Genomic DNA, 22,408 nt, shown 5'->3' with positions numbered 1-22,408 from the left:
TTTCACCTTCAGTTGTTGTCGGAAGTCAGGCTGCCTGGCCGGCCGGTCGTCGCGCAGGCACGCAGTTGCGCCTGGCGCCAACGCCGGTAGAGCGTGGTATGCAGATTGTGCAACGCCAGGTCGATGGAAAACGCGGTACGCGGGTTCCGGTCGAGCAGGCGCACGATGTGGTAGCCGATGGGACGTATACCGCGTGGGTGCACATAGATCACGAACTGCTGGTAGAACGGATCGTCCAGCAACTGGTCCATGCGTTCCAGGGTGGCACGGTAGCGTGGCGCCAGCTGCGCCCGCAGCTCGGGATCGCGTTCGTACAGCAGCCGCTCGAAGTAGCGTCGGCCGACCCGCGGAATGCCCTGCGCCAACTGCCACAGCTGCGCGTTGCGCTGGTCGTACCAGGCAAACCCGGCGTGCGCGGCCAACGCCTGCGCGGCGTCGGCGCCCACATCCACCACCACGAAGTTCTCGGCCTGGTTGTTCAGATCGTCCAGCAGCGCCTTGTCGCCCACGTGTTCAATGAAGCCAGGCAGGCCGACGAACGCCTGCCGCCCCAGTGCCGGCGCGCGCACCGCCTTGCCGTCGGCCACGAAGTCGCCGGCGTGTGCGCCCAGCAGGATGCTGTCGGTGGCGTGCAGGCCGAGGAAGGTGCCGATGGACAGCTCGGCCGGGCTGAACTCCGCATCGAAGGCCGCATCGCCATACAGCGCGCGCTGGCTGGCCAGCTGCGCCACCTGCCGGCCGACCCCGCATTCGGCGCGCACGCGGCCGCTCTGGAACGCCTGCAGCGCCGCACTGTTACTGCCCTGAGGCACGTATCCGCGACCGAAGCTGCGCGTGCGCACCCAGCCCTGGGCCGCGGCCCCGCGTGCGCCGAAGCCGATCCAGCCCAGTTGCAGGCCGGAAAACCGGAAGCCGGGGTTGTCCTGCAGCGCCTGGGTGGCGCTGCGCGTGGCCGCGCCCAGCAGGAAGCTGTACGCGCAGACCGTGGTGGGGTCGTCCAGCAGCTGCTGCAGCAGCGCCTGCCGCGCGCTGTCGGGCAGATCCGCCGGCCAGCGCACGCGCAGATCACCGGCGGCCTGCGCATCGGCCAGCGAGGCTCGCTGGCACACCGGGCCACGGTGGATGTCGGGCGCCGGCAGTGCACTGGTTTCAAAGCGCCAGCCCAGTCGTTGCAGCAGCCCCTGCGTGCAGTCCACCGCGGGCGCCGCGTGGCTGCCCAACGGACCGGCCAGCAGCAGGCCCAGCACCAGCGCCCGCCCTCGCACGTTCAGCCCTGCGCCGCCGCCGGCGCCGGCACGTCGGCCGGAGTGGGTTCGGGGGGCGCAGGCTCGGTGGGCAGCGGCGGGGCTGGCAAGGGTGCCGGCTGCGGCGCGCTGGCCGCCGGGGGCGCGGGCTTGGCGGCAGCCGCCGGCAGGTACTGCTGCAGGCGCTGGAAGAAGCGCCGGTAGAAATCGGCATCGGTTATGGTGCTGCTGGCGACCTTCACCAGGGAATCGTCGTTGCTGCCGAACGGCAGCGACACCGAACCCAGCGCGCCCACGCCCACGCTGGCCGAGGTCGGGCTCTTCTTCAGCGCATAGCGGTCCTGCACGGCACTGACAAACACCAGCGCCTGGTCGGCACCACGCGGGGCACAGGAAATGCGCAGCACCAGTTGCTCGTGGTCGTCTTCGCGCGGCTGGAAGTTCTTGTTGCCCTCCACCTGGCCGTCGTCGGCGCGGGCAATCGCGTAGCCCTGGCTGAGCAGGGTTCGGCGGGCGGCTTCACAGGCCTCGGCGGGGCGACCATCGACGGTGCGCGAGAAGGTATCGCCCGAATCGAAGGATTCGCGCAGCAGCGCATTGTCGGCGGCGCGGCCGCCACAGCCGGCCAGAGCCAGAGTGCCAGCCATGGCCAGCAGGGGGAAACGGAAGCGCGGGGCCCGCATGGGTGCTCCTGCGAGAACGGAAGTCCCAAGGGTAGACCCGGGGCCGTGTGCGGCGGGTCGAGGGCGGGCGGCCCGTTGCTGCCGGTTCATCGACGTCCGCCGGGCGTGGCCCGGTGCAGCCGCCAAACAGAACGGGGCCGGCATTGCCGGCCCCGTCGGGTATCACGTTGCGGTGCGATCAGTCGGCCCAGCGGCCCACGCCGGTGGACTGCGGCAGCACCTGCGCCGACAGCGGGCGGTCGGTTTCCAGCAGGTTCACCGCATCGGCCAGGATCGCGGCCGATTCACGCAGCAGCGGGTCCGGGCGCTTCTCGGCGGCCTTTTCGCGGGCGGCATCCTTAACGATGTCGCGCTCGTTGCCGGTCAGGCCGTCGTCGCTGCTGTCGTCGGCCAGCGGGTCCAGGGCCAGACCCAGTTCCTTGCGGATCACCTGGCGCTCCTTGCGCTGGGTGTCCTGGCGCTCGCGCTCGGCACGGCGGGTAGCCTCGTTCAGCGACACATACTTCTTCTCTGCCTCGGTGCGGAACTGCTGCACGTCCTCGTTCCACCACTGGAATTCCTTGTCGGTGGCGATACGGGTGTCGTGGCGGGTTTCCAGCTTCGGCAGCAGCGGCGCGAAATTGCCGTACTGGGTGTGCGGCACGGCGGCGATGCGGGTCCACGGCAAGGCATTGTCGTAGGTGCTTTCGCCGAATTCAGTGGCATCCACGCTGGCCGGGAAGGCCAGGTCGGGCACCACGCCCTTGTGCTGGGTGCTGCTGCCGCTGATGCGGAAGAACTGGGCGATGGTCAGCTTCACCTGGCCGAAGCGCTGGGTTTCGCCGCTCGGCCAACGGTCCAGGTCGACGATGTTCTGCACCGTGCCCTTGCCAAAGGTGGTTTCACCAATGACCAGACCCCGGCCGTAATCCTGGATGGCGCCGGCGAAGATTTCCGAGGCCGAGGCCGAACCGCGGTTGATCAGCACGGCCAGCGGGCCGTCCCAGGCCACGCCCTGGTTGCGGTCGTTGTTCACGGTCACCCGGCCGCCGGATTCGCGCACCTGCACCACAGGGCCCTGTTCGATGAACAGGCCGGTCAGTTCAATGGCTTCGTCCAGCGAACCGCCACCGTTGTTGCGCAGGTCCAGCACCACGCCGTCCAGCTTGTCGTTCTTGAAACCGGCCAGCAGCTTGGCCACGTCGCGGGTGGCCGAGGCGTAATCGGTCGCGTTGCGGCGGCGGCCTTCGAAGTCCTGGTAGAAGGTCGGCAGCTTGATCACGCCCACCTTGCGATCGGGCTCGCCGTCCTTGCCCGGAATGGTCATGGTTTCGCCCTTGGCGGCCTGTTCGGCCAGGCGCACCTTCTGCCGGGTCAGCACCAGGGTGTGGTGCTTGCCGTCGGCGCCCTCTTCGGCCGGAATGAATTCCAGCTTGACCTGGGTGTCCTTGGCGCCACGGATCTTGGCCACCACGTCGTCGATGCGCCAGCCGATCACATCTTCGATGGTGCCCGACTTGCCCTGGCCCACGCCCACGATGCGGTCGCCCGGCTTCAGGGTGCCGTCCACGGCGGCCGGGCCGCCGGCGATGATCTCGCGGATCACCACCACGTCATCCTGGCGCTGCAGCTGCGCGCCAATGCCTTCCAGCGACAGCGACATGGCCTGGTTGAAGTTCTCGGCCGTGCGTGGGGTGAAGTAATCGGTGTGCGGATCGACCGCGCTGGTATAGGCGTTCATGAAGAACTGGAAGACGTCTTCGCCCTTCAGCTCGTTCACCGACTTTTCCATCGTGGCGTAGCGCTTGTCCAGCGTCTTGCGGATGTCGTCGGACTTCTTGCCGGCCAGCTTCAGGCGCAGCCAGTCATTCTTCACCGACTTGCGCCACAGCTCGTCCAGTTCAGCGCTGCTGGCGGCCCACGGCACGTCCTTGCGGTCGTACTCGAAGCGCTCGTCAGTGGTGAAATCCGGTTCCTGCTTCAGCAGCTTGCGCGCGTAGGCCACGCGCTCGCCCACGCGCTGCTTGTAGACGGCAAACACCTGGAACGCCGGTTCCATCTCGCCGCCACGGATGGCATTGGCGATATTGGCCTCGAACGGCGCGAAGCGGGTCACGTCGGCCTGGGTGAAGTACTGCTTGCCGCCGTCCAGGGTGTCCAGATACCGCTTGAACACGTCCTTGGCGGTGGCTTCGTCCAGCGCGCGCGGGCGGTAGGCGTAGCGGCTGTCGGACAGCAGGCCGTAGACCAGCTTGGAGGTGGTCACCTGGTCGGCGGTGGCCGCAGCCGGCAAGGCCGGCGAATCGGTCTTGGCCGCCAGCGCCAGCGGCGCTACCAGCGCCAGGGCCATCAGGAATGCAGGGGCTTTGAATTTCATGAACGTGCTCAAGGGCGGCTTGCCAAGGGGGAGACTGCGCGGTGTTCAGACACCACGACAGTGCCGAAAGTTGCCGGATTTGTCATCCGCCCACGATCGGTGGAAAACCAGCCTAGCCGGGCCGGTGTAGCAAATTGTGAATGCAGGGGGTTGCGCCGGGCCGGGCCCGGCGAGTGCAGCAGAAGACAGATGGGTCAAAGGCGTGCGAACCAAGGTTCGCACCTACCCTCAGGAAATGCCGGCGCCCTTGGCCTGCACGTCGGCGTGGTACGACGAGCGCACCATCGGGCCGGAGGCCACGTGGCTGAAGCCCAGTTCGTAGCCGTAGTCTTCCAGCGCCTTGTAGTCTTCCGGGGTCCAGTACTTCAGCACCGGGTGGTGGTGCGCGGTCGGCTGCAGGTACTGGCCGATGGTGATCATGTCCACGTCGTGGGCACGCAGGTCACGCATGGTGGCCTTGATCTGCTCGAATTCCTCGCCCAGGCCCAGCATGATGCCGCTCTTGGTCGGCACCGACGGGTGCTGCGCCTTGAAGTTCTTCAGCAGGTTCAGCGACCACTGGTAATCGGCACCGGGGCGCACGTTGCGGTACAGGTCCGGCACGGTTTCGATGTTGTGGTTGAACACGTCCGGCGGGTTCTGCGCCAGGATCTCCAGCGCGCGCTCCATGCGGCCCTTGCCGCGGAAGTCCGGGGTCAGCACCTCGATGCGGGTGCCCGGCGACTTCTCGCGGATGGCGGTGATGCAGTCGACGAAGTGCTGGGCACCGCCGTCGCGCAGGTCATCGCGGTCGACGCTGGTCACCACCACGTACTTCAGGCCCATGTCGGCCACGGTCTGGCCCAGGCTGGCCGGTTCGTTGGCATCGGGCGGCTTGGGGCGGCCATGGGCCACGTCGCAGAACGAGCAGCGGCGGGTGCAGACTTCGCCCAGGATCATGAAGGTGGCGGTGCCGTGGCCGAAACATTCATGGATGTTCGGGCAGCTGGCTTCTTCGCACACCGTCACCAGACGGTTCTCGCGCAGCTTGGCCTTCAGGTTCTGCACGGCATTGCCCGAAGGAATGCGCACGCGGATCCACGACGGCTTGCGCAGCACCGGGGCATCGGCGAACTGCACCGGCGAACGGTTGATCTTGTCCCCGCCCATCTGCTTCACGCCCACCTGCAACGGTGCGGCGGTCGGCAGGTCGGCCTGCACGATCTGCAGGGGAATGGTGCGGGCGGTGGTCTCAGTCATGGCAGTTCCGGGGGGCGGTCAGGCGGCCGCAGAAAGATCGGGCAGTTCGGGCGTGGGCTGCAGCAGCAGGCCAAACTGGCGGGCCAGATGGTCCAGCAGCACCGGCTTGACGGCGTCCATCCCGGACGGGCCGCCCAAGTCTACCACCGAGGTCACCTGCAGCCCCTGGTAACCGCAGGGGTTGATGCGGTGGAAGGGTTCCAGATCCATGGAGACGTTGAAGGCCAGGCCGTGGAAGGTACAGCCGCGGCGCACGCGGATGCCCAGCGCGGCGATCTTGGCCGCACCCACGTACACGCCGGGGGCACCTTCACGGCGCTCGGCGCCGATGTTCCAGTCGGCCAGGGTGTCGATGATGGCCTGTTCGATACGGCACACGTAGTCGCGCACGCCGATGCCCAGCCGCGGCAGGCGCAGCAGCGGGTAGACCACGATCTGGCCGGGGCCGTGGTAGGTCACCTGGCCGCCACGGTCCACGTGCAGCACCGGAATATCGCCCGGGGCCAGCACGTGTTCGTCCTTGCCGGCCTGGCCCAGGGTGAACACCGGATCGTGTTCGACCACCCACAGTTCGTCGGCGTCGTCGTCCGTACGCTGGTCGGTGAAGCGCTGCATGGCGCGCCAGACCGGTTCATAGGCCTGGCGGCCCAGGTCACGGACCACCGCCGGGCGCGCCGGGCGGTTTTCGGGGGCGGCGTCGGCCGGGCAGCTGGCGGCTACACCGTCCACTTCACTTCCGGGTGGCCACGCAGCGCCTCATGGGCCACGTCGTACTGTTCGCGGTTCTCGGCCTGGAACACCAGGCGGACCGAAACATACTTGCCGTTGGTCGAATGCTTCCAGCTGATGCGCTCGTTCACCACGGTGATGCCCGCGGCCTGCAACAGGCGCGGAAGCTCGTGCTCGAGGCCGCGGTTGGCGGCGCCCATGGCACTGAGCTCGAACTGACCGGGGAACTGGAAGCCGTGGTCGGGGTTGTCGGACTTGATTTCCATGGGCCCATTATCGGGCCGGAAGGCAACAAACCCAAGAGTATTCATCAAAGTCGAAAGCGGCACCGGCGAGCCGCTGCGTTGCAGGGGGCGCATATGCCTGCCGGGGCCAGCCTGCCTGGCCTGCCCCGTCAGGCGACGCGTGCCGGCACGACGCCGGCACGCCGGTGGCTTATTTGGCGGTTTCCATCAGGGTGGAATTGACCCAGCCCCTGTTGCCCATTTCGTCTTCCACTTCCCACATGGTGCCTTCCTTCACACCGGTGGGATACAGCAGCATGCCCGGCTCCAGCGCGCGCACCGCCGCACCGGTGCCCCTGGCGTTGGCCAGCAGGCGGCCAGGCTTCAGCATGGTCACGGCCTGGCCGGCATTGGCAGCCGAGGCATTGGCCGGCACCCCGCCCAGCTCGGTCACCATGGCGCTGTAGGCCTGCAGGTAGGCCAGGGTGATCACCTGGCCGATTTCGGTGTTGGCATAGCCGCCGACGCCCATCGCGCCGATGCCGCCACCGCCGAACAGGCCGCCACCGGCGCCCCAGCCCAGGTCGGTTTTCCTGGAGTTCCCTTCAACGACGGCGACCTGCTCGGAGGAACGCACATCGGTCAGGGTCAGGGTCACATCGGCGGTCTTCCTGCGGAAGTTCAGGCCACTGACGACCGAGCCGGCCTTGCCGCCGATCAGGCCGCCCACCAGGCCACCGATGGCACTGCCGCCAGCGTTGCTGTTCTGCGAGATCAGGTCCGGCACCAGAACGTAGTCGGCGGCACGGATCTGGCCTTTGCCGATGTTGGAGCGCCCGCGCAGCTGGCCTTGGCTGGCCAGCGCGCGCTCGGCCTGGGCCGCGGCCATGCCGGCGCCACGGTCGACCAGGGTGAAGCACTTGGACTTGTTGACGAACACCTTGATCAGCTTCGAAGGCGCCGGCAGCTGCTGGCCGGTCCACCAGTTCACCGCGTATTCCGATTCGATCACCGAGATGGAACCGAGCGGCTTGGTGCAGACCGGAATCTCGGCCTGGCCCTTCTTGCTCTGCTGCTGGGCAGAGGTACGGCTGTTCTTGAAACTGTCGCGCAGGCCGGCCGACGCCGGAGCACTGACCGCCACCAGCACAGCGCCCAGCAGCGCGCAGGCCAACGCCGGGGGGAGCGAATTCGATTTTTTCATTTGAGTCATCCAGCACCTCGCCGAGGGCGAAGCACACTCCATGGGTTGAGAAAGGGTCCAGGACCCCGATCCGTTGCGACGCCCCCCTCAGGCGCCGGCGCAGGAGGTATGGCATGCCTCCGCCGCACGCCACAACCGCAGCTGACTGCCAATGCCGATGACGACACACGTGGCCCACGCCCCCTGCCAGCACGCCGCCGGCGCCGCGCCCCCGCCACGCCTGGCTGTGCCAGTGGGACAACGTTGTTTTCGGAACAGACATGTGAGCGTCATGTGGTCGTGTTGGCCGCTGCCTGGATGTACCGTGTCGCGGCATAAAACGACAAAAGAACCCGCACCCGATGAGCTCCCCTTCCCAACACCGCCTCGCAGCCCTCGGGCTGTCGGGTCTGCTCGCTGCCACCCTCCCCCTTGCCGCCCAGGCCGCTGAACAGTGCGGCCCGGATGCCATGCGCGATCACCCGCCGCAGGTGAACTTCCGCGTGGACAACGACCTGTTCGGTGGCAAGGACCAGGACCAGGGCTACACCAACGGCGCCCAGCTCACCCTGGTCTCGCCCAACCTGGTGGACTACACCGACGACCCCTGCCTGCCGAAGCTGGCGCGCTGGGTAAACCGGCACCTGGAACGGCTGCACCCCGGTGAGTTCGAGCAGCAGAACATGATCTTCAGCCTGGCCCAGGGCATCTTCACCCCCACCGATTTCACCCGGAAGGACCTGATCGAGGACGATCGCCCCTATGCCGGCGTGCTGATCGCCAGCTTCGGCTACAACGCGCGCCGCGGCGACCGTCTGCAGACCACCCAGCTGGCGCTGGGCGTGGTCGGCCCGTGGGCACAGGGCAAGCAGGTGCAGAACGCCGTGCACGAGCTGCTGGGAGACGAGAAATTCCAGGGCTGGGACAACCAGCTGCACAACGAACCGGTGTTCATGCTGACCCACGAGCGCATGCGCCGCTGGCCGGGCGATGCCACTGAAAATGCCGGCGGCTGGGGCTGGGATGCGATCACCCACTACGGCGGTGCGATCGGCAACCTGGCCACCCACGCCAATGCCGGCGCCGAAGTGCGCTTTGGTTGGAAGCTGCCCGACGACTTCGGCAGCACCCCGCTGCGCCCGGCCGGCGAAAACACCGCACCGACCCGCGGCGGCCGCCCGGCCGGCTGGTCGTGGCACCTGTTCGCCACCACCGATGCCTCATGGGTGATCCGCGATATCACCCTGGACGGCAACACCTTCCGCAACAGCCACAGCGTAGACAAGCGCAACTTCGTGGCGCTGGGCGGCTACGGCCTGGCGGTGATGAAGGGGCGCTGGAAGTTCGCCCTGGCCCGTTACCACAGCACCCGCGAGTTCGACGGCCAGCGCGAAGCGCCGGTGTTCGGCAGCTTCACCATCAGCCGCTCGCTGTAACTGCGGTTGTAGAGTCGAGCCATGCTCGACTGCCTTCACCATCAGTCGAGCATGGCTCGACTCTACAGAATGAAAAGGCCGGCTTTCGCCGGCCTTTTCATTCACCACGCAGGTGCGTGGATCACTCCGATTCCCACCACATCCAGAAGCTGTCCCACAGGCGCTTGAAGAAGCCGGCCTGTTCAACAGCCGCCACGGCCACCAGCGGGGCTTCCGCCACCACCTTGCCGTCCAGGGTGACCTTCACGGTGCCGATCTGCTGGCCAGCGGTGAACGGTGCTTCCAGGGTCTTGGGCACGTCGATGCTCGGCTTCAGGTCGTTGTAGCGGCCGCGCGGCACGCTCACCAGCATCGGCTGGGCCACGCCCAGCTGCACCTTGTCGGTGGTGCCCTTCCAGACCTTGTGCTCGGCCACGGCCTTGCCCGGCTCGTACAGGCGGTGGGTTTCGAAGAAGCGGAAGCCCCAGTTCAGCAGGGCCAGGCTGTCATCGGCGCGCTGCTTTTCCGACGAACCACCCAGCACCACCGCGATCAGGCGCTGGTCGCCGCGCTGCGCCGAGCTCATCAGGCAGTAGCCGGCTTCGGAGGTGTGGCCGGTCTTGATGCCGTCCACGCTGCCATCGCGCCACAACAGCAGGTTGCGGTTGGGCTGCTTGATGTTGCCGACCTGGAATTCCTTGATCTTGTTGTAAGCGTAGGTTTCCGGGTAGTCGCGCACCATCGCCCGGCCCAGCAGGGCCAGGTCGTAGGCGGTGCTGTGGTGGCCTTCGGCGGTCAGGCCGTGGGCGTTCACGAAGTGCGAGTTCTTCATGCCGATCTTGGCGGCGTAGCTGTTCATCAGCGAAGCAAAGGCTTCCTCGCTGCCGGCCACGTGTTCGGCCAGGGCGATGGCGGCGTCGTTGCCCGACTGGATCGCCATGCCCTTTTCCATGTCTTCCAGGCGCGCGGTCTGGTTCACCGGGAAGCCGCTGTAGCTGCCGTCGGTGCCCGCGCCGCCTTCGCGCCAGGCGCGCTCGCTCATCATCACCTGGTCATCCGCACGCACCTTGCCGTTCTTGACCTCGGCGGCGATGACATAGGAGGTCATGACCTTGGTGATGCTGGCCGGGGCCAGTTCTTCGTGCACGTTCTCGCCGGCCAGCACCTGGCCGGTGGCGTAATCCATCAGGACCCACGCCTTGGAAACAGTCGGCACCGGGGCCGGCGGCGTGGCCACGGTGGCCGGCGCAGCGGCGGCGGCAGGTGCCGGGGCGGCCGGGGTCGGCAGGGGGGTCTGGGCGGAAGCCAGACCGACCACCAGGGTGGCGGCCAGGGCAGTGGCGGCGGAACGGAAATTCATGGGACAGCAGGCTCCAGGGACGGCCAGGATGGAGGGTGGTACGAAGCGGCCATTGTAAGGCCGACGGGGCGGAGGCCGGCAGCACCGGCCCCGGTCGAATCAGTCTTTGACGATCTGCGGTGCGCCCAGGCCCAGACCGGCGATGCGGCCGACAAGTTCCGCGGCGCTGGCATGGTCGGTGGCGGGTACGCGCAGGCGGAACAGGGTGCGGCCGCCGGCGGCGATGTCGCTGATGGTGGCGCCGACGATGCCGGCCGCGTTCAGCTGGCCCATGGCACGGGTGGCGTTGTCGCGGCTGGAAAAGCTGGCCACCTGCACCATCACCGCACCCACCACCTGCTGCGACAGCGTGGGCGTGGGGGCCGGCGTGCTGCGTGCCGGGGCGGCAGCTGCGCGCGGGGCGACGGCAGCCACGGCCACCGGCGCACGCGGCGCCGGGGCGCTGGGCGGCAGCGCGCTCACTGCCACGTCCGGCAGGGTGCTGCTGGCGGCCTGGGTGGTGGCCGGCTGGCCACGTGCGGGCATGGCATCGGCAGGCAGGCGCTGCACCAGGCGGTCGATATCGCTGGCCGGCGTGCTGCGCGCCACGGCTGTAGGGCGTGCCGAGGCCACCGCCGTGGCGGCAGCGGCTTCGGCGGCACGGCGCTCACGGCGCGACGGCTTCTGCGCCAACAGGTTGCCTTCGCCGGGCTGCAGCGCACGCACTTCCACATTGCCGGTGCCACGCTGGGTGATGCCCAGGCGCACGGCGGCGGCATAGCTCAGGTCCACCACGCGACCATCATGGAACGGGCCACGATCGTTGACGCGCACGATCACCGATTCGCCGTTGTCCAGGTTGGTCACGCGGGCGAAGCTGGGCAGCGGCAGCGTCTTGTGTGCGGCGGTGAACTGGTACATGTCGTAGACCTCGCGGTTGGAGGTCAGGCGGCCATGGAACTTGGCGCCGTAGTACGACGCGGTACCGCGCTCGACGTAGTCATGGGTGTCGTCCAGCACCTTGTACGACTTGCCCAGCACCACATACGGCGATTTGTTGCCGATGGTCGAGCGTTCGACCGCGGTCACTTCCGGCTCGGGAATGCAGGCCACGTTGGGCACGTAGCTGGGCGTGCTGTCTTTCACACCGGGCTTGTACAAGCCGCCGGCGGTGTAGTTGCCGCGCGTGCTCAGGTCTTCGGTGGCCGCCGCATAGGGCGAACCGTCCGGGCAGTGCGCCGGACGCCCGCCCTTGCCCTGCACCACCGTGCCCGGCACCTTGCCGCCGTGGCCGGCGCTGGGCTTGTTCGGCGCGCTGCTGCACGCGGCAAGTGCGAGTACTGCCAGTGCGGGAACCAGCCATCTGATGTTCATGCCGGGGGCAGCTCCTGTCCGGCAATGGCCTGCGACAACTGGTGCACGGCCATCGCGTACATCTTCGAAAGGTTGTAGCGGGTAATGGCGTAGTAGTTCTGGAAGCCCAGCCAGTACTGCTTGCCGGTGCTGCCTTCCAGAGTGATGGGCGTTGCGGTGGCGCCCGCCGGGACCGGCGCGCTGGGCTGGTAGCCACGCTGCGCCAGGTCGGCCAGCGACCAGGTGGGCATCCACTCGGTGGGATTGAACTCCTCGCGGCCCGGCGCCAGCGTGGCCGGCACCACGACGGGGCCGCCGCGCACCCAGCCGCCCTTCTTCACGAAGTAATTGGCGATGGACGAGAACACATCGTCGTAGCTGGTGAACAGATCACGGCGGCCATCGCCGTTGCCGTCCACCGCGTAGTCCAGATAGCTGGACGGCATGAACTGGCCCATGCCCATCGCCCCGGCGTAGCTGCCCTTGAGCGTGGTGATGTCCAGCTTTTCTTCGCGGCCCAGCTCGAACAGCTTGGCCAGTTCGTCGCGGAAGAACAGTTCGCGGCGCACTTCGCGTTCCAGCTTGGCCGGGTCGCCGCTGCGCGGGTAATAGAAGGCCAGGGTGTACAGCGCATCCAGCACGCGATGGTTGCCGGCGTTCTTGCCGTAGCTGGTTTCCACGCCGATGATCGCCACGATCACTTCGGCCGGCACGCCGGTGCGCTGCTGCACGCGGTCCAGTTCGGCTCGGTGTTCGGCCAGGAACGCACGGCCGCCGTCGATGCGCGCCTTGCTGATGAACATCGGCCGGTATTCGTTCCACGGCTTCACCCGTTCGGCCGGGCGGGCCATGGCGGCAATGATGGGCTGGCGCACCTGCGCCTGGTCCAGCACGGCGCTGATCTGCTGCGGTGCCAAACCGTAACGCTTGGCGGTATCGGCAATGAAGTTGGCGCGCGCGGTTTCGAACGGCACTGGGGTCAGATCCACCGGCGGCGCGGTGCTGGCGGCAACTTCCGGCGCGGCTTCGGCCGGGCCCTGCGGCTTGCTGGCCGGGTGGCGCGGCGAACTGCTGGCCTGCGGAGACGACGGTGGGGACGTCGGCTGGGTCGCGCAGGCGACCAGGCCGAGGGTGAGCATGCAGGCCAGAGTGCGTCGAATCATCACCGCAGGTTAGCAGGTCATGGATGAATTAAAACCCCTAACACCATGAATCACAACGATTTGCCTGCAGGCAGACGCTTTTGTGAAAATGATGTGAGTGACCTGCCGCATTCAGAAACAGAGGTGGCCGGTTGCGTCCCCATCCCCGCAGACGCAACCGGCGACCGGATCCGGTCGGTACCTGCGCGGCTGCCGCTCCCCAGTGGCAGTGCTCCGCGCTCCCTGTACCCGTTGGACCAGTACTGCTTTCCCGCCCGGCGCCCCTCGCGCTGCGTCAGTGATGGCGCGCCGTGCCGAACGGGCCGCCATTGTGCAGGCCGAATGCGACAAGTCTATTGATCAAGATCAACATCGCGTCAAAGTGTGACTTTCCCCGCACTTTTATTGGCACTTGGTCAGTGACTGAGCGTTCACGTGGGGTTACGCAAACGCTTACAGAAATGGGTTTGCGCAGATTCAGGTGGCGAACGCCGGGGAATGGCGGCGGTTTCGGGCGGCGCGCCGCGTCGCTATTGCCTCTCCGGACGGATCGCTCTACGAACGTCTGACGAACTCGACTTCAATCTTTCCTCATTGGTGCGGCGGACGCGGCGTGCCAAACATGCGGGGGCCACCGACAACGGGGGGCACGGGCTTGCAATCCCGTAAGACCAACGCGTTTGGCTGTTCGTAGAGTCGAGCAAGCCCGACTCTACAAGGGCAAAAGCGCAGTCGAGCGCCGGCATCATGCATCAGCGTCAGATCCCATTTCCCGGGGAGAGGGATCCGACCCCAGGGTTGTCAGCCGTAGCCGCCGTGCACGGGGTTGTGGCTGCGCACGGCCATGACCAGGCCGAAGCCGGCCAGCAGCGATACGGCGGAGGTGCCGCCGTAGCTGATCAGCGGCATCGGTACGCCCACCACCGGCAGCAGGCCGGAGATCATGCCGCCGTTCACCAGCACGTACACGAAGAACGCCAGGCCAGTAGCCCCGGCCAGCAGGCGCGAATAGGAATCGCGCGACTGGCTGGCGATCCACAGGCAGCGCCCGATCACCACCAGGTACAGCGCCAGCACGGTGGCCACGCCGATCCAGCCGAATTCCTCGCTCAGTACCGAGAACGCGAAGTCGGTGGTCTGCTCGGGAATGAAGTTCAGGTGCGACTGCGAGCCTTCGCCCCAGCCCTTGCCATCGAAGCCGCCGGAACCGATCGCGATCTTCGACTGGATGATGTTCCAGCCGGCGCCCAGGGCGTCCATTTCCGGGTCCAGAAACATCATGATGCGGTCCTTCTGGTACGGCCGCAGCAGCCAGAACCAGGCCACCGGCGCCACCGCGGCCACGCCGCCCACGCCCAGCCCCACCCACCACCACGGCAGGCCGGCCAGCAGCAGCACGAACACGCCACTGGCCGCGATCAGCACGCCGGTGCCGAAGTCGGGCTGCAGCATCACCAGGCCGGTAGGCACGCCGATGATCACCAGCGCCATCAACACCGTGTTGAAGCGCGGCGGCAACGGCATCTTGTGCAGGTACCAGGCCACCATCATCGGCAGGCTGACCTTCAGCAGTTCGGCCGGCTGCAAGTAGAAGAACTTCAGGTCCAGCCACTGCCGCCCGTACTTGCCGGTGCCCAGCACGAACACCGCCAGCAGCGGAATCATCGAGATGGCATAGATCATCGGCGTGGCCGAGCGGATGCGCAGGATCGGCACGCGCGAAATTCCCCACAGGGCGGCCAGGCCGACCACGAAGCGCGCGCCCTGCGCCATCACCAGGGTGTCGCCACCGGCGCTCTTCAACGTGGCCAGGCCAATGGCCATCAAGGCGCCCAGGGCCAGGCACAGCACCCAGTCCAGGGTGCTGAAGAAGCGGCGCAGCATGTCGCCGGCCCAGCGCAGGAACACTCTCATCGCGAAGCCTCGGCGGCAGGGGGGCGCGGCGCGCTGGGGGCGGCGGCCGCCGCTGCAGGTGGCAGCGGTGCAGGCGCAGGCGCAGGCTCGGGTGCAGGCGCGGGAGCAGGCACGCCCACCAGCACCGGCCGTTCGGCCAGCAGCGCGGCGGCAGCATCGCCGGCCGGGCGCGCGTTCACGTCTTCGTTGTCGAAGGCGGTGGTGCCGATGGCGGTGGTGCCACGCTCGCTGTCCAGCGGCTGCATGCCTTCGGGCATCTTGCCCAGCAGCCAGGCATCGAAGATCTTGCGCGCGATCGGCGCCGCGGCCGAACCACCGTAGCCGCCGCCTTCCACAGCAATGGCCAAGGCGATCACCGGCTGTTCGGCCGGCGCGAAACCCACGAACAGCGCGCGGTGGCGCAGGTGCATGGGCAGGCTCTTGGGGTTCACCGCCGCGGTGCCCTTGCGGCTGATCACCTGCGCGGTACCGGTCTTGCCGGCCATGCTGTACGGCGCGCCGACGGCCATGCGCGCGGCGCTGCCGCCGGGCTGCATGGTGGCCATCATGCCTTCGCGCACGGCCTGCACGTTGTTCGGGTTGGGGCTGACCGGCTTGCTCGGCCCGGCTTCGGTGGTCACCCAGTCGTGATCGAAGCCGGCGCGCTGCTGCATGACCAGGTGCGGGGTGCGCAGCTGGCCGTCGGCCAACGCGCTGACGCCGCGCGCCAGCTGCAGCGGGGTGACCTTCCAGTCGCCCTGGCCGATGCTAATGTTCACCGTATCGCCGGGGTACCAGCGCTCCTTGCGGCTCTTGGCCTTGTAGGCCGGCGACGGCAGGATGCCGCCGATCTCGCCGGTCAGGTCGATGCCGGTCGGCGCGCCGAAGCCGTAGTACTCCATGTAATGGTCGAAGCGCTCGATGCCCAGGTCCAGCGCCAGCTTGTAGTAGTAGGTGTTCACCGACTGCGCGATCGACTTGCGCAGGTCGGTCCAGCCATGTCCGCCGCGATGCGAATCGCCCCAGCCGCGGCTGGTGCCAGGCAGGTAGAACATGCCGGTGGACAGCACCTTGTCTTCAGGACGGCGCACGCCCGAATCCAGGCCGGCCAGGCCGATCAACGGCTTCAGGGTGGAACCGGGGGCCACGCCGCCCAGCACCAGGCGGTTGAACTGCGGCCGCGACGGGTTCTCGTTCAGCGCCTTGAAGTCGGCATGGGAAATGCCGTTGACGAACAGGTTCGGGTCGTAGGACGGCAGGCTGACCATCGCCAGCACTTCGCCGGTACGCGGGTCCATCGCCACGGCCGAGCCTTCCTGCTCGCCGAAGGCGGCGACCATGGCGCGCTGCAGGTCGGCATCGATGGACAGGCGCAGATCGGCACCGGACTGCGCGGCCACCCGACCGATGGTGCGGATGGCCCGCCCCTGCACGTTGGTTTCCACCTGCTCGTAGCCGACCTTGCCGCGCAGCTCGTGCTCGTAATAGCGCTCCAGGCCGGACTTGCCGATGTGGGTCAGGGCCGCATTGCCCTCGCCCAGCATTTCCAGATCCTTGTCGTCCACCCGGCCGACGTAGCCGATGATGTGTGCGAACAGGTCGCCATAGGGGTAGCGGCGGGTCAGGTAGGGTTCCAGCTCCACGCCGGGGAAGCGCCAGCGGTCCACTGCGAACCGGGCCATTTCCTCGTCGGTCATGCGCAGCTTCAGGGTGACCGGCAGGAACTTGCGGCGCGCCTTGCGCGATTTGTTGAACGCTTCCAGCTCTTCCGGGCTGATGCTGATGATCTTTGCCAGCCCTTCCAGAGTGGCGTCCATGTCCTTCACCTTGTCCGGGGTCACGTCCAGGCGGAAGGCCGGCACGTTCTCGGCCAGCAGGCGGCCATTGCGGTCGTAGATCATGCCGCGCCCGGGCACCACCGGCCGCGGTTTGATGCGGTTGGCTTCCGAACGCGTGGCGTAGATGTCGTGGTCCAGCACCTGCAGCTTGAAGTACCAGCCGCCCAGTCCGAGCAGACAGACCAGCACGCCCAGGAAGCCCAGCGCCGCGCGGCGGCGGAACTGTTCGGCTTCAGCGTGCGGGTTCTTCACCTGCCGGCGCGGAATCATGGCTCAGCGCCCACGCTTGCCGAAGCGCACCGCATCCAGCAGCACGAACACCAGCGGCCACAGGCCCATGCCCAGCAGCGGTGCCCACCAGTACGACCACGGCAGGGTCGGCTCGTCCACCACGATGTGCACCAGCGCGCTGACGATGCGGTCGTTGAACAGCAGGCCGCCGATGGCCAGCATCTGCTGCGACATCGGGAAGAAGCGGATGCGGGCGCGGAAGCGCTGCAGGATGAAGGCCAGCATGACCAGGCGCAGGGCCTGTTCGCCCAGCACCCCGCCGTACAGCAGGTCGGCCACCACGCCGCTGGCGAAGGCGATGCCCAGGCCCACGCGTTCGGGGGCTTCGATCACCCAGTACGCCAGCACCAGCGCCAGCCAGTACGGGCGCAGCGGCTGCAGCAGCGCCGGCAACGGCAGCAGGCCCAGCAGCAGTGCCACCACCAGGCTGGCCGGCAGCACCCACGGGTTGTCGCGCAGGCGGCTCATCGTGCGGGCTCCTGCGTGGTGGGCGCGGTGGGCGTTGCTGCAGGCGAAGCCGTCGGCGGCGGTGCAGACGATGCCGAAGACGGAGCAGGTGCCGGAGCGGAGGCGCCCGGGGCGGCCGATGTGGCCGCGGCCGGCGCGCTGCCTGCCGGCTGCGGTTCGCTGCCGGCGGGAGCGTCGGCAGCCCCCATCTGAAGGCTCTGCCGCAGCGCCTGCGGAATCCGGATCGCCGCACCCGGGCGCAGGAGCAGTACGTCGCGACCGCGATCCAGCTGCGCTGCCGGCTTCAGTTCGCCCACCAGGAAGGCGTGGGTATCGTCCGGGCGCAGGCCGGTGATGGTGCCGACCGGGAAGCCGGCCGGGAAACGCCCGCCCAGGCCGGAGGTGACGATCTCATCGCCCACTTCCACGCCCGCGCTGAGCGGAATGTCACGCAGTTCCAGGGTATCGCCACGGCCATAGACGATCAGCCGCACGCCGTTGCGGGCCACGGTGACCGGCACGGCATGGTCGGGGTCGGTCAGCAGCAGCACGGTGGAGGTGCCACCGGTGGTGCTGATCACCTGCCCCATCAGGCCACCGGCGTCGATCACCGCCTGGCCCACGTGCACGCCTTCGCGGCTGCCGGCATCAAGCACCAGGCGCTGCTTCACTGGGTCCAGGTCGATATCCAGGATCGGCGCCAGCTGCACGTCCAGCCCGCTGCGCTCGGCCACGTTCAGCAGTTCGCGCAGCTGGGCATTGTCCAGCGCGGCGGTCTGCAGGCGGGTCAGGCGCGCGTTGGCCAGCAGCAGCTGGTTGCGCAGTTCGCGGTTGTCGGCCACCAGCTGGCCATGGCTGGCCGCGCTGTCCTTCACCTGGCTGCCCAGCTTGCCGGGCAGGCCGGCCAGCGACCACACCGGCTGCACCAGGCTGTTGGCCTGTTCGCGCAGGCGCGCCAGCCAACCGGCCTGGTCATCCAGCACGATCAGGGTGATGGCCAGCGCCAGGTAGGCCAGCAGCCGCAGCGGGCTGGCGGCATCACCGGAACGGGAAGCGACGGGGGGTCCGGCGTAGGGCGGCACGTCAACGATTCAACTGGCAGAAGGCGGAAGGGAAACATGCGGGCGCCCCGCCGGTGCGGGTCGGCCCATGCGGGCAGACCGCACCCCGGAGGGGCGCTGCGGGCGGGAGCAGCCGGGTCGGCTTATTCCGGCGCAAAGAACTCGTTGCCGTGCATGTCCACCAGCTCCAGCGCACGACCGCCACCGCGGGCCACGCAGGTCAGCGGATCGTCGGCCACCTGTACGTGCAGGCCGGTTTCCTCGGAAATCAGGCGGTCCAGGTCGCGCAGCAGGGCACCACCACCGGTCAACACGATGCCGCGCTCGGCCACGTCGGCGCACAGTTCCGGCGGGGTCTGTTCCAGCGCCAGCTTGACCGCGCTGACGATGCCCGACAGCGGCTCGTGCAGGGCTTCCAGCACCTCGTTGGAGCTGATTTTGATCATCTTCGGCACGCCCTCGGCCAGGTTGCGACCGGAAATTTCCATCTCGATCACTTCCGCCTGCGGATAGGCGCAGCCCAGCTCCACCTTGATGCGTTCGGCGGTGGCTTCACCGATCAGCATGCCGTGGTTGCGGCGCACGTAGTTGGTGATCGACTCGTCGAAGCGGTCGCCACCGATGCGCACCGAGGCCGAATAGACGATGCCGTTCAGCGAGATCACCGCCACTTCGGTGGTGCCGCCGCCGATGTCGATGACCATCGAACCGCGGGCTTCGGTGACCGGCATGCCGGCGCCGATCGCGGCGGCCATCGGCTCTTCGATCAGGAACACATCACGGGCACCGGCTTCCTCGGCCGATTCCTTGATGGCGCGGCGCTCGACCTGGGTGGAACCGGCCGGCACGCAGACCAGCACGCGCGGGCTGGGGCGCAGCACGCGGGACTTGTGCACTTTCTTGATGAAGTGCTTGAGCATCGCCTCGGTGTAGGTGAAGTCGGCGATGACGCCGTCCTTCATCGGGCGGATGGTGGTGATGTGGCCCGGGGTACGGCCCAGCATCTGCTTGGCTTCGGCGCCTACGGCTGCCACCGAGCGGGTGCCACCAATGGCACGGTCCTGGCGCACGGCCACGACCGACGGCTCGTTCAGCACGATCCCCTGCCCGCGCACGTAGATGAGGGTGTTGGCCGTGCCCAGGTCGATGGACAGGTCGTTGGAGAACATGCCACGGAGTTTCTTGAACATCTGAGGAAGGAGTCCTGAGGGGTGTCGTGCCCGCCGCGGGATGGCGAAAAAATGGGCAGAAATCGAGGCCGACAAGCCTAGCAACCCGCCTGCCGCCGAGCAAGGAAAAAACTAGCTGAACCCGCGTCTTCACAGGCTTTCGGCCTGATCGGGCATCACCCGGTTCTGGCCCTGAGCGGCACCAGCGGGTAACCTTTGCGCCGTCGGGCGCCCATGGGCGCCGTTTGCTTGCCCGCCGAAGCGGGCCGGCCCACCCCAAAATTCACCGCATAGGCTTACATCGATGTCCGCTCTGATCTGTGGTTCTCTTGCCTTCGACACCATCATGGTGTTCCCGGACCAGTTCAAGAATCACATCCTGCCGGACAAGGTGCACATCCTGAACGTGTCCTTCCTGGTGCCGCGCATGCGCCGCGAGTTCGGCGGCTGCGCCGGCAACATCGCCTACAACCTGCACCTGCTGGGCGGCGAGCCGATCCCGATGGGCACCGTGGGTTCGGATTTCGGCCCCTACCGCGAATACTTCGAAGGCCTGGGCATCGACCTGTCGCGCGTGCGCGTGATCGATGAGCTGTTCACCCCGCAGGCGTTCATCACCACCGACCACGACAACAACCAGATCACCGCCTTCCACCCGGGCGCGATGATGCGTTCGTACGAAAACCACGTGCGCGGCGTGCCGGGCGTGACCCTGGGCCTGGTCGGCCCGGACGGCCGCGAGGGCATGATCCAGAACGCGCAGGAATTCCATGAAGACGGCATTCCGTTCATCTTCGATCCGGGCCAGGCCATGCCGCTGTTCAACGGCCCGGAACTGCGCGCGTTCATCGAGCAGGCCGACTACGTGGTGGTGAACGACTATGAGTCGAACCTGCTGCAGGAGCGCACCGGCTGGGACGAGAAGGAGATCGTGAGCCGGGTGAAGGCCTACATCACTACCCGCGGCCCGAAGGGCGCGGTGATCCACACCCCGGAAAAGAGCTACGACATTCCGCCGGCGCACGAGCGCCGCGTGGTCGACCCGACCGGCTGCGGCGACGCCTTCCGCGCCGGCCTGATCTACGGCATCCAGAAGGGCTACGACTGGCTGACCATCGGCCGCATGGGCAACCTGATGGGCGCGCTGAAGGTCGAGCACCCGGGCACCCAGAACCAGCGCTTCACCTTCGACGAGTTCAATGAGCAGTTCAAACAGCAGTTCGGCTACGCGCTGAACGCGTAACCGAAGGGCAATGCCCTGGGTAGGTGTCGACCTTGGTCGACACGCGCTTGGTAGGTGTCGACCTTGGTCGACACGCGCTTGGTAGGTGTCGACCTTGGTCGACACGCCGGTTTCAGCCCTGCCACGCCGCGTGCAACGCGCGGCAATCGGCGAAATGCCAATCCGCGCGGCCCGGCCACGGATTGTCCGGCAGGTTGACCAGCACGGTGCGCGCACCGGCGGCGCGGCCACAGTCCAGATCGTAGGCGTGGTCGCCCACCATCACCGCCCCGCCGGCACTGGCACCCCAGCGCCGCAGATGCTGCTGCACGCCATCGGGCGAGGGCTTGGGCACCGCTTCATCGCGGCCGATGATGGCGCCATCGTCAAACAGATCCCCTACCCTGATCGAATCCAGCGTCAGCTTGGCCAGTGCATGGTCGTTGCGGGTCAGGATGCCGACCTGGCAGCCGGCCGCGGCCAGCGCACGCAGCAGCGCTACCGCCCCCGGCGCCGGCAGTGCGTCTGCGGCCAGCGCCCGCTCATGGTCCAGCAGCCAGGCGTGCTTCTGCGCCGCCTCCGCCGCCGGCAGACCGGCCAGGTGCGCCAGGATGTCCGCACTGGGCGGGATGCCCAGCGCGCGCTTGATGCCGCCGAAATCATGCATGGCCACGGTCAGCGTGCCATCCATGTCGAACACCCAGTGGCGCACGGCCGACAGGGGCGGTGCCGCCGTCGCGCGGGGCGTTACTTCCACCACGACGGCATGCGGCTGCTGTCCACGCCGCCGGTCTCGAACACCGCGGTGCGGGTGCCGCCGGCCTTCACCGGGAACTCGATGCTGATCGACTGGCCCTTCTGCGCCAGCTTCCACAGTGCCTTCTGGTCGGTGATGAACATCGCGATGGCCTCGTCGGTCTTCGGCCGCCACGCAGCCATCGATACCGGCTTGCCGTCGTCCACGGTCACCTTCACCGTGCACTGCGGGCAGCGGAAATCGCCGGCCTGCAGCACCAGGTAGGCGTGCCGCTTCCATTCGGGGTGGTCGCGGAACACCAGCTGCACCGGCTTGGCGCCGCTGCCATCCACGTCCACGCGTTCCTTGCTGTAGATCGACGCCGAACGCTGCACGCCCTTGCTGCCGACCGGAATCTCGTTGTATTGCCACAGCGCCTGCATGCGGCGCAGGTTGCGCGCGGCATCGGCCTTGGCCTTCACCTCATCGAAGCCGGCGGCAATGCGCTCGGCGGCGGCGGTGTCCTTGTACTGGTCCAGCAGCGAGCCGCCGTGGATGCGCGCGCGTTCCCAGTCCTGCGCGGCCACGGCGGTGTCGTACTGCTTGGCCACGTCGTCGGCCTTCGCTTCCTTCTGCGCCTGGGCGGCCGCGGCCGCCGCTTCCTGCGCCTTGCGTTCTTCTTCAGGGTTGCTGCAGGCGGCCAGCGCCAAGGTGCAGGCGGTGAGCAGGATCAGTCGTTTCATGCGGAAATCCTTTGCGGGTGCCTTTCTGTAGAGTCGAGCCATGCTCGACTGACCGTCCAACAGCAGTCGAGCATGGCTCGACTCTACAAAAAAAGCGCCGG

General features: G+C 67.7%; 19 protein-coding genes. 2 read left to right on the top strand and 17 right to left on the bottom strand.

Features of this window, described 5'->3' with window-relative positions; translation table 11 throughout:
- Positions 1 to 8: 8 nt before the first annotated feature.
- The 7 genes from C1922_RS15145 to C1922_RS15115 all read right to left on the bottom strand — a co-directional run bounded on the left by C1922_RS15145 (position 9) and on the right by C1922_RS15115 (position 7,679).
- Positions 9 to 1,265: a hypothetical protein gene (locus tag C1922_RS15145; RefSeq protein WP_234413337.1), complete on the bottom strand. Its 1,257-nt coding sequence runs from the start codon at positions 1,263 to 1,265 to the stop codon at positions 9 to 11.
- Positions 1,266 to 1,267: 2 nt separating this feature from the next.
- Entirely contained in the window at positions 1,268 to 1,927 is a 660-nt protein-coding gene (locus C1922_RS15140; protein ID WP_108750510.1) for a DUF2242 domain-containing protein, read from the bottom strand.
- A gap of 178 nt (positions 1,928 to 2,105) precedes the next feature.
- Positions 2,106 to 4,283, bottom strand: a complete 2,178-nt coding sequence (locus C1922_RS15135) for a carboxy terminal-processing peptidase (protein ID WP_108750509.1) — start codon at positions 4,281 to 4,283, stop codon at positions 2,106 to 2,108.
- Between the two features lie 228 nt (positions 4,284 to 4,511).
- Complete coding sequence (gene lipA / locus C1922_RS15130) at positions 4,512 to 5,522, bottom strand: lipoyl synthase (protein WP_108750508.1); 1,011 nt, start codon at positions 5,520 to 5,522, stop codon at positions 4,512 to 4,514.
- An 18-nt stretch (positions 5,523 to 5,540) separates the two neighbouring features.
- Positions 5,541 to 6,251 carry a lipoyl(octanoyl) transferase LipB gene (gene lipB, locus C1922_RS15125; RefSeq protein WP_108750507.1) on the bottom strand — a complete coding sequence of 237 codons (711 nt, stop codon included), beginning with the start codon at positions 6,249 to 6,251 and terminating at the stop codon, positions 5,541 to 5,543.
- On the bottom strand, positions 6,239 to 6,517 hold the full coding sequence (locus C1922_RS15120; protein ID WP_108750506.1) for a DUF493 family protein: 279 nt from the start codon (positions 6,515 to 6,517) through the stop codon (positions 6,239 to 6,241). Before C1922_RS15120 ends, lipB begins: the two co-directional genes overlap by 13 nt.
- 169 nt (positions 6,518 to 6,686) lie before the next feature.
- Positions 6,687 to 7,679: a CsgG/HfaB family protein gene (locus C1922_RS15115; protein ID WP_108750505.1), complete on the bottom strand. Its 993-nt coding sequence runs from the start codon at positions 7,677 to 7,679 to the stop codon at positions 6,687 to 6,689.
- Between the two features lie 341 nt (positions 7,680 to 8,020).
- On the opposite strand from C1922_RS15115, the gene C1922_RS15110 reads away from it, so the two are divergent.
- Positions 8,021 to 9,094: a lipid A deacylase LpxR family protein gene (locus C1922_RS15110; RefSeq protein ID WP_108750504.1), complete on the top strand. Its 1,074-nt coding sequence runs from the start codon at positions 8,021 to 8,023 to the stop codon at positions 9,092 to 9,094.
- 121 nt (positions 9,095 to 9,215) lie between these two features.
- On the opposite strand, the gene C1922_RS15105 is transcribed toward C1922_RS15110, so the two are convergent.
- The 8 genes from C1922_RS15105 to C1922_RS15070 form a co-directional block, all read right to left on the bottom strand.
- Positions 9,216 to 10,433 (bottom strand): D-alanyl-D-alanine carboxypeptidase family protein, encoded by a 1,218-nt coding sequence (locus C1922_RS15105; protein WP_108750503.1) that lies wholly within the window; start codon positions 10,431 to 10,433, stop codon positions 9,216 to 9,218.
- Between the two features lie 99 nt (positions 10,434 to 10,532).
- Positions 10,533 to 11,786 carry a septal ring lytic transglycosylase RlpA family protein gene (locus tag C1922_RS15100; protein ID WP_108750502.1) on the bottom strand — a complete coding sequence of 418 codons (1,254 nt, stop codon included), beginning with the start codon at positions 11,784 to 11,786 and terminating at the stop codon, positions 10,533 to 10,535.
- Complete coding sequence (gene mltB / locus C1922_RS15095) at positions 11,783 to 12,928, bottom strand: lytic murein transglycosylase B (RefSeq protein WP_108750501.1); 1,146 nt, start codon at positions 12,926 to 12,928, stop codon at positions 11,783 to 11,785. Before mltB ends, C1922_RS15100 begins: the two co-directional genes overlap by 4 nt.
- 780 nt (positions 12,929 to 13,708) lie before the next feature.
- Positions 13,709 to 14,821: a rod shape-determining protein RodA gene (gene rodA, locus C1922_RS15090; RefSeq protein WP_108750500.1), complete on the bottom strand. Its 1,113-nt coding sequence runs from the start codon at positions 14,819 to 14,821 to the stop codon at positions 13,709 to 13,711.
- Complete coding sequence (gene mrdA, locus C1922_RS15085; RefSeq protein WP_108750499.1) at positions 14,818 to 16,908, bottom strand: penicillin-binding protein 2; 2,091 nt, start codon at positions 16,906 to 16,908, stop codon at positions 14,818 to 14,820. Before mrdA ends, rodA begins: the two co-directional genes overlap by 4 nt.
- A gap of 3 nt (positions 16,909 to 16,911) precedes the next feature.
- Positions 16,912 to 17,397 carry a rod shape-determining protein MreD gene (mreD, locus tag C1922_RS15080; protein ID WP_005419400.1) on the bottom strand — a complete coding sequence of 162 codons (486 nt, stop codon included), beginning with the start codon at positions 17,395 to 17,397 and terminating at the stop codon, positions 16,912 to 16,914.
- Positions 17,394 to 18,458: a rod shape-determining protein MreC gene (mreC, locus tag C1922_RS15075; RefSeq protein ID WP_108750498.1), complete on the bottom strand. Its 1,065-nt coding sequence runs from the start codon at positions 18,456 to 18,458 to the stop codon at positions 17,394 to 17,396. The genes mreD and mreC overlap by 4 nt, the downstream gene beginning before the upstream one ends.
- A 122-nt stretch (positions 18,459 to 18,580) precedes the next feature.
- On the bottom strand, positions 18,581 to 19,627 hold the full coding sequence (locus tag C1922_RS15070; RefSeq protein WP_005419402.1) for a rod shape-determining protein: 1,047 nt from the start codon (positions 19,625 to 19,627) through the stop codon (positions 18,581 to 18,583).
- Between the two features lie 283 nt (positions 19,628 to 19,910).
- Here C1922_RS15070 and C1922_RS15065 point away from each other — a divergent pair, with 283 nt between their 5' ends.
- On the top strand, positions 19,911 to 20,849 hold the full coding sequence (locus C1922_RS15065; protein ID WP_108750497.1) for a carbohydrate kinase family protein: 939 nt from the start codon (positions 19,911 to 19,913) through the stop codon (positions 20,847 to 20,849).
- A gap of 112 nt (positions 20,850 to 20,961) precedes the next feature.
- Here the strand turns inward: C1922_RS15065 and C1922_RS15060 are convergent, their stop codons facing one another.
- Positions 20,962 to 21,585 (bottom strand): HAD-IA family hydrolase, encoded by a 624-nt coding sequence (locus C1922_RS15060; RefSeq protein WP_267896401.1) that lies wholly within the window; start codon positions 21,583 to 21,585, stop codon positions 20,962 to 20,964.
- On the bottom strand, positions 21,576 to 22,307 hold the full coding sequence (locus tag C1922_RS15055) for a hypothetical protein (protein WP_108750496.1): 732 nt from the start codon (positions 22,305 to 22,307) through the stop codon (positions 21,576 to 21,578). Before C1922_RS15055 ends, C1922_RS15060 begins: the two co-directional genes overlap by 10 nt.
- Between the last annotated feature and the right edge of the window lie 101 nt (positions 22,308 to 22,408).

Origin of the sequence: Stenotrophomonas sp. ZAC14D2_NAIMI4_7 (genome assembly GCF_003086675.1) — a bacterium.
Classification (GTDB): domain Bacteria; phylum Pseudomonadota; class Gammaproteobacteria; order Xanthomonadales; family Xanthomonadaceae; genus Stenotrophomonas.
Note: the sequence above shows the minus strand (reverse complement) of the source record. Positions and strands in the feature narration are given on the sequence as shown.

Bases quoted from the DNA above. Each gene is read 5' to 3' on its own strand.
- mrdA (WP_108750499.1), bottom strand. From the start codon at position 16,908: ATGATTCCGCGCCGGCAGGTGAAGAACCCGCACGCTGAAGCCGAACAG.
- C1922_RS15100 (WP_108750502.1), bottom strand. From the start codon at position 11,786: ATGAACATCAGATGGCTGGTTCCCGCACTGGCAGTACTCGCACTTGCC.
- mreD (WP_005419400.1), bottom strand. From the start codon at position 17,397: ATGAGCCGCCTGCGCGACAACCCGTGGGTGCTGCCGGCCAGCCTGGTG.
- rodA (WP_108750500.1), bottom strand. From the start codon at position 14,821: ATGAGAGTGTTCCTGCGCTGGGCCGGCGACATGCTGCGCCGCTTCTTC.
- C1922_RS15105 (WP_108750503.1), bottom strand. From the start codon at position 10,433: ATGAATTTCCGTTCCGCCGCCACTGCCCTGGCCGCCACCCTGGTGGTC.
- C1922_RS15140 (WP_108750510.1), bottom strand. From the start codon at position 1,927: ATGCGGGCCCCGCGCTTCCGTTTCCCCCTGCTGGCCATGGCTGGCACT.
- mltB (WP_108750501.1), bottom strand. From the start codon at position 12,928: ATGATTCGACGCACTCTGGCCTGCATGCTCACCCTCGGCCTGGTCGCC.
- C1922_RS15055 (WP_108750496.1), bottom strand. From the start codon at position 22,307: ATGAAACGACTGATCCTGCTCACCGCCTGCACCTTGGCGCTGGCCGCC.
- C1922_RS15120 (WP_108750506.1), bottom strand. From the start codon at position 6,517: ATGGAAATCAAGTCCGACAACCCCGACCACGGCTTCCAGTTCCCCGGT.
- C1922_RS15110 (WP_108750504.1), top strand. From the start codon at position 8,021: ATGAGCTCCCCTTCCCAACACCGCCTCGCAGCCCTCGGGCTGTCGGGT.
- C1922_RS15115 (WP_108750505.1), bottom strand. From the start codon at position 7,679: ATGAAAAAATCGAATTCGCTCCCCCCGGCGTTGGCCTGCGCGCTGCTG.
- C1922_RS15070 (WP_005419402.1), bottom strand. From the start codon at position 19,627: ATGTTCAAGAAACTCCGTGGCATGTTCTCCAACGACCTGTCCATCGAC.
- lipA (WP_108750508.1), bottom strand. From the start codon at position 5,522: ATGACTGAGACCACCGCCCGCACCATTCCCCTGCAGATCGTGCAGGCC.
- C1922_RS15135 (WP_108750509.1), bottom strand. From the start codon at position 4,283: ATGAAATTCAAAGCCCCTGCATTCCTGATGGCCCTGGCGCTGGTAGCG.
- C1922_RS15065 (WP_108750497.1), top strand. From the start codon at position 19,911: ATGTCCGCTCTGATCTGTGGTTCTCTTGCCTTCGACACCATCATGGTG.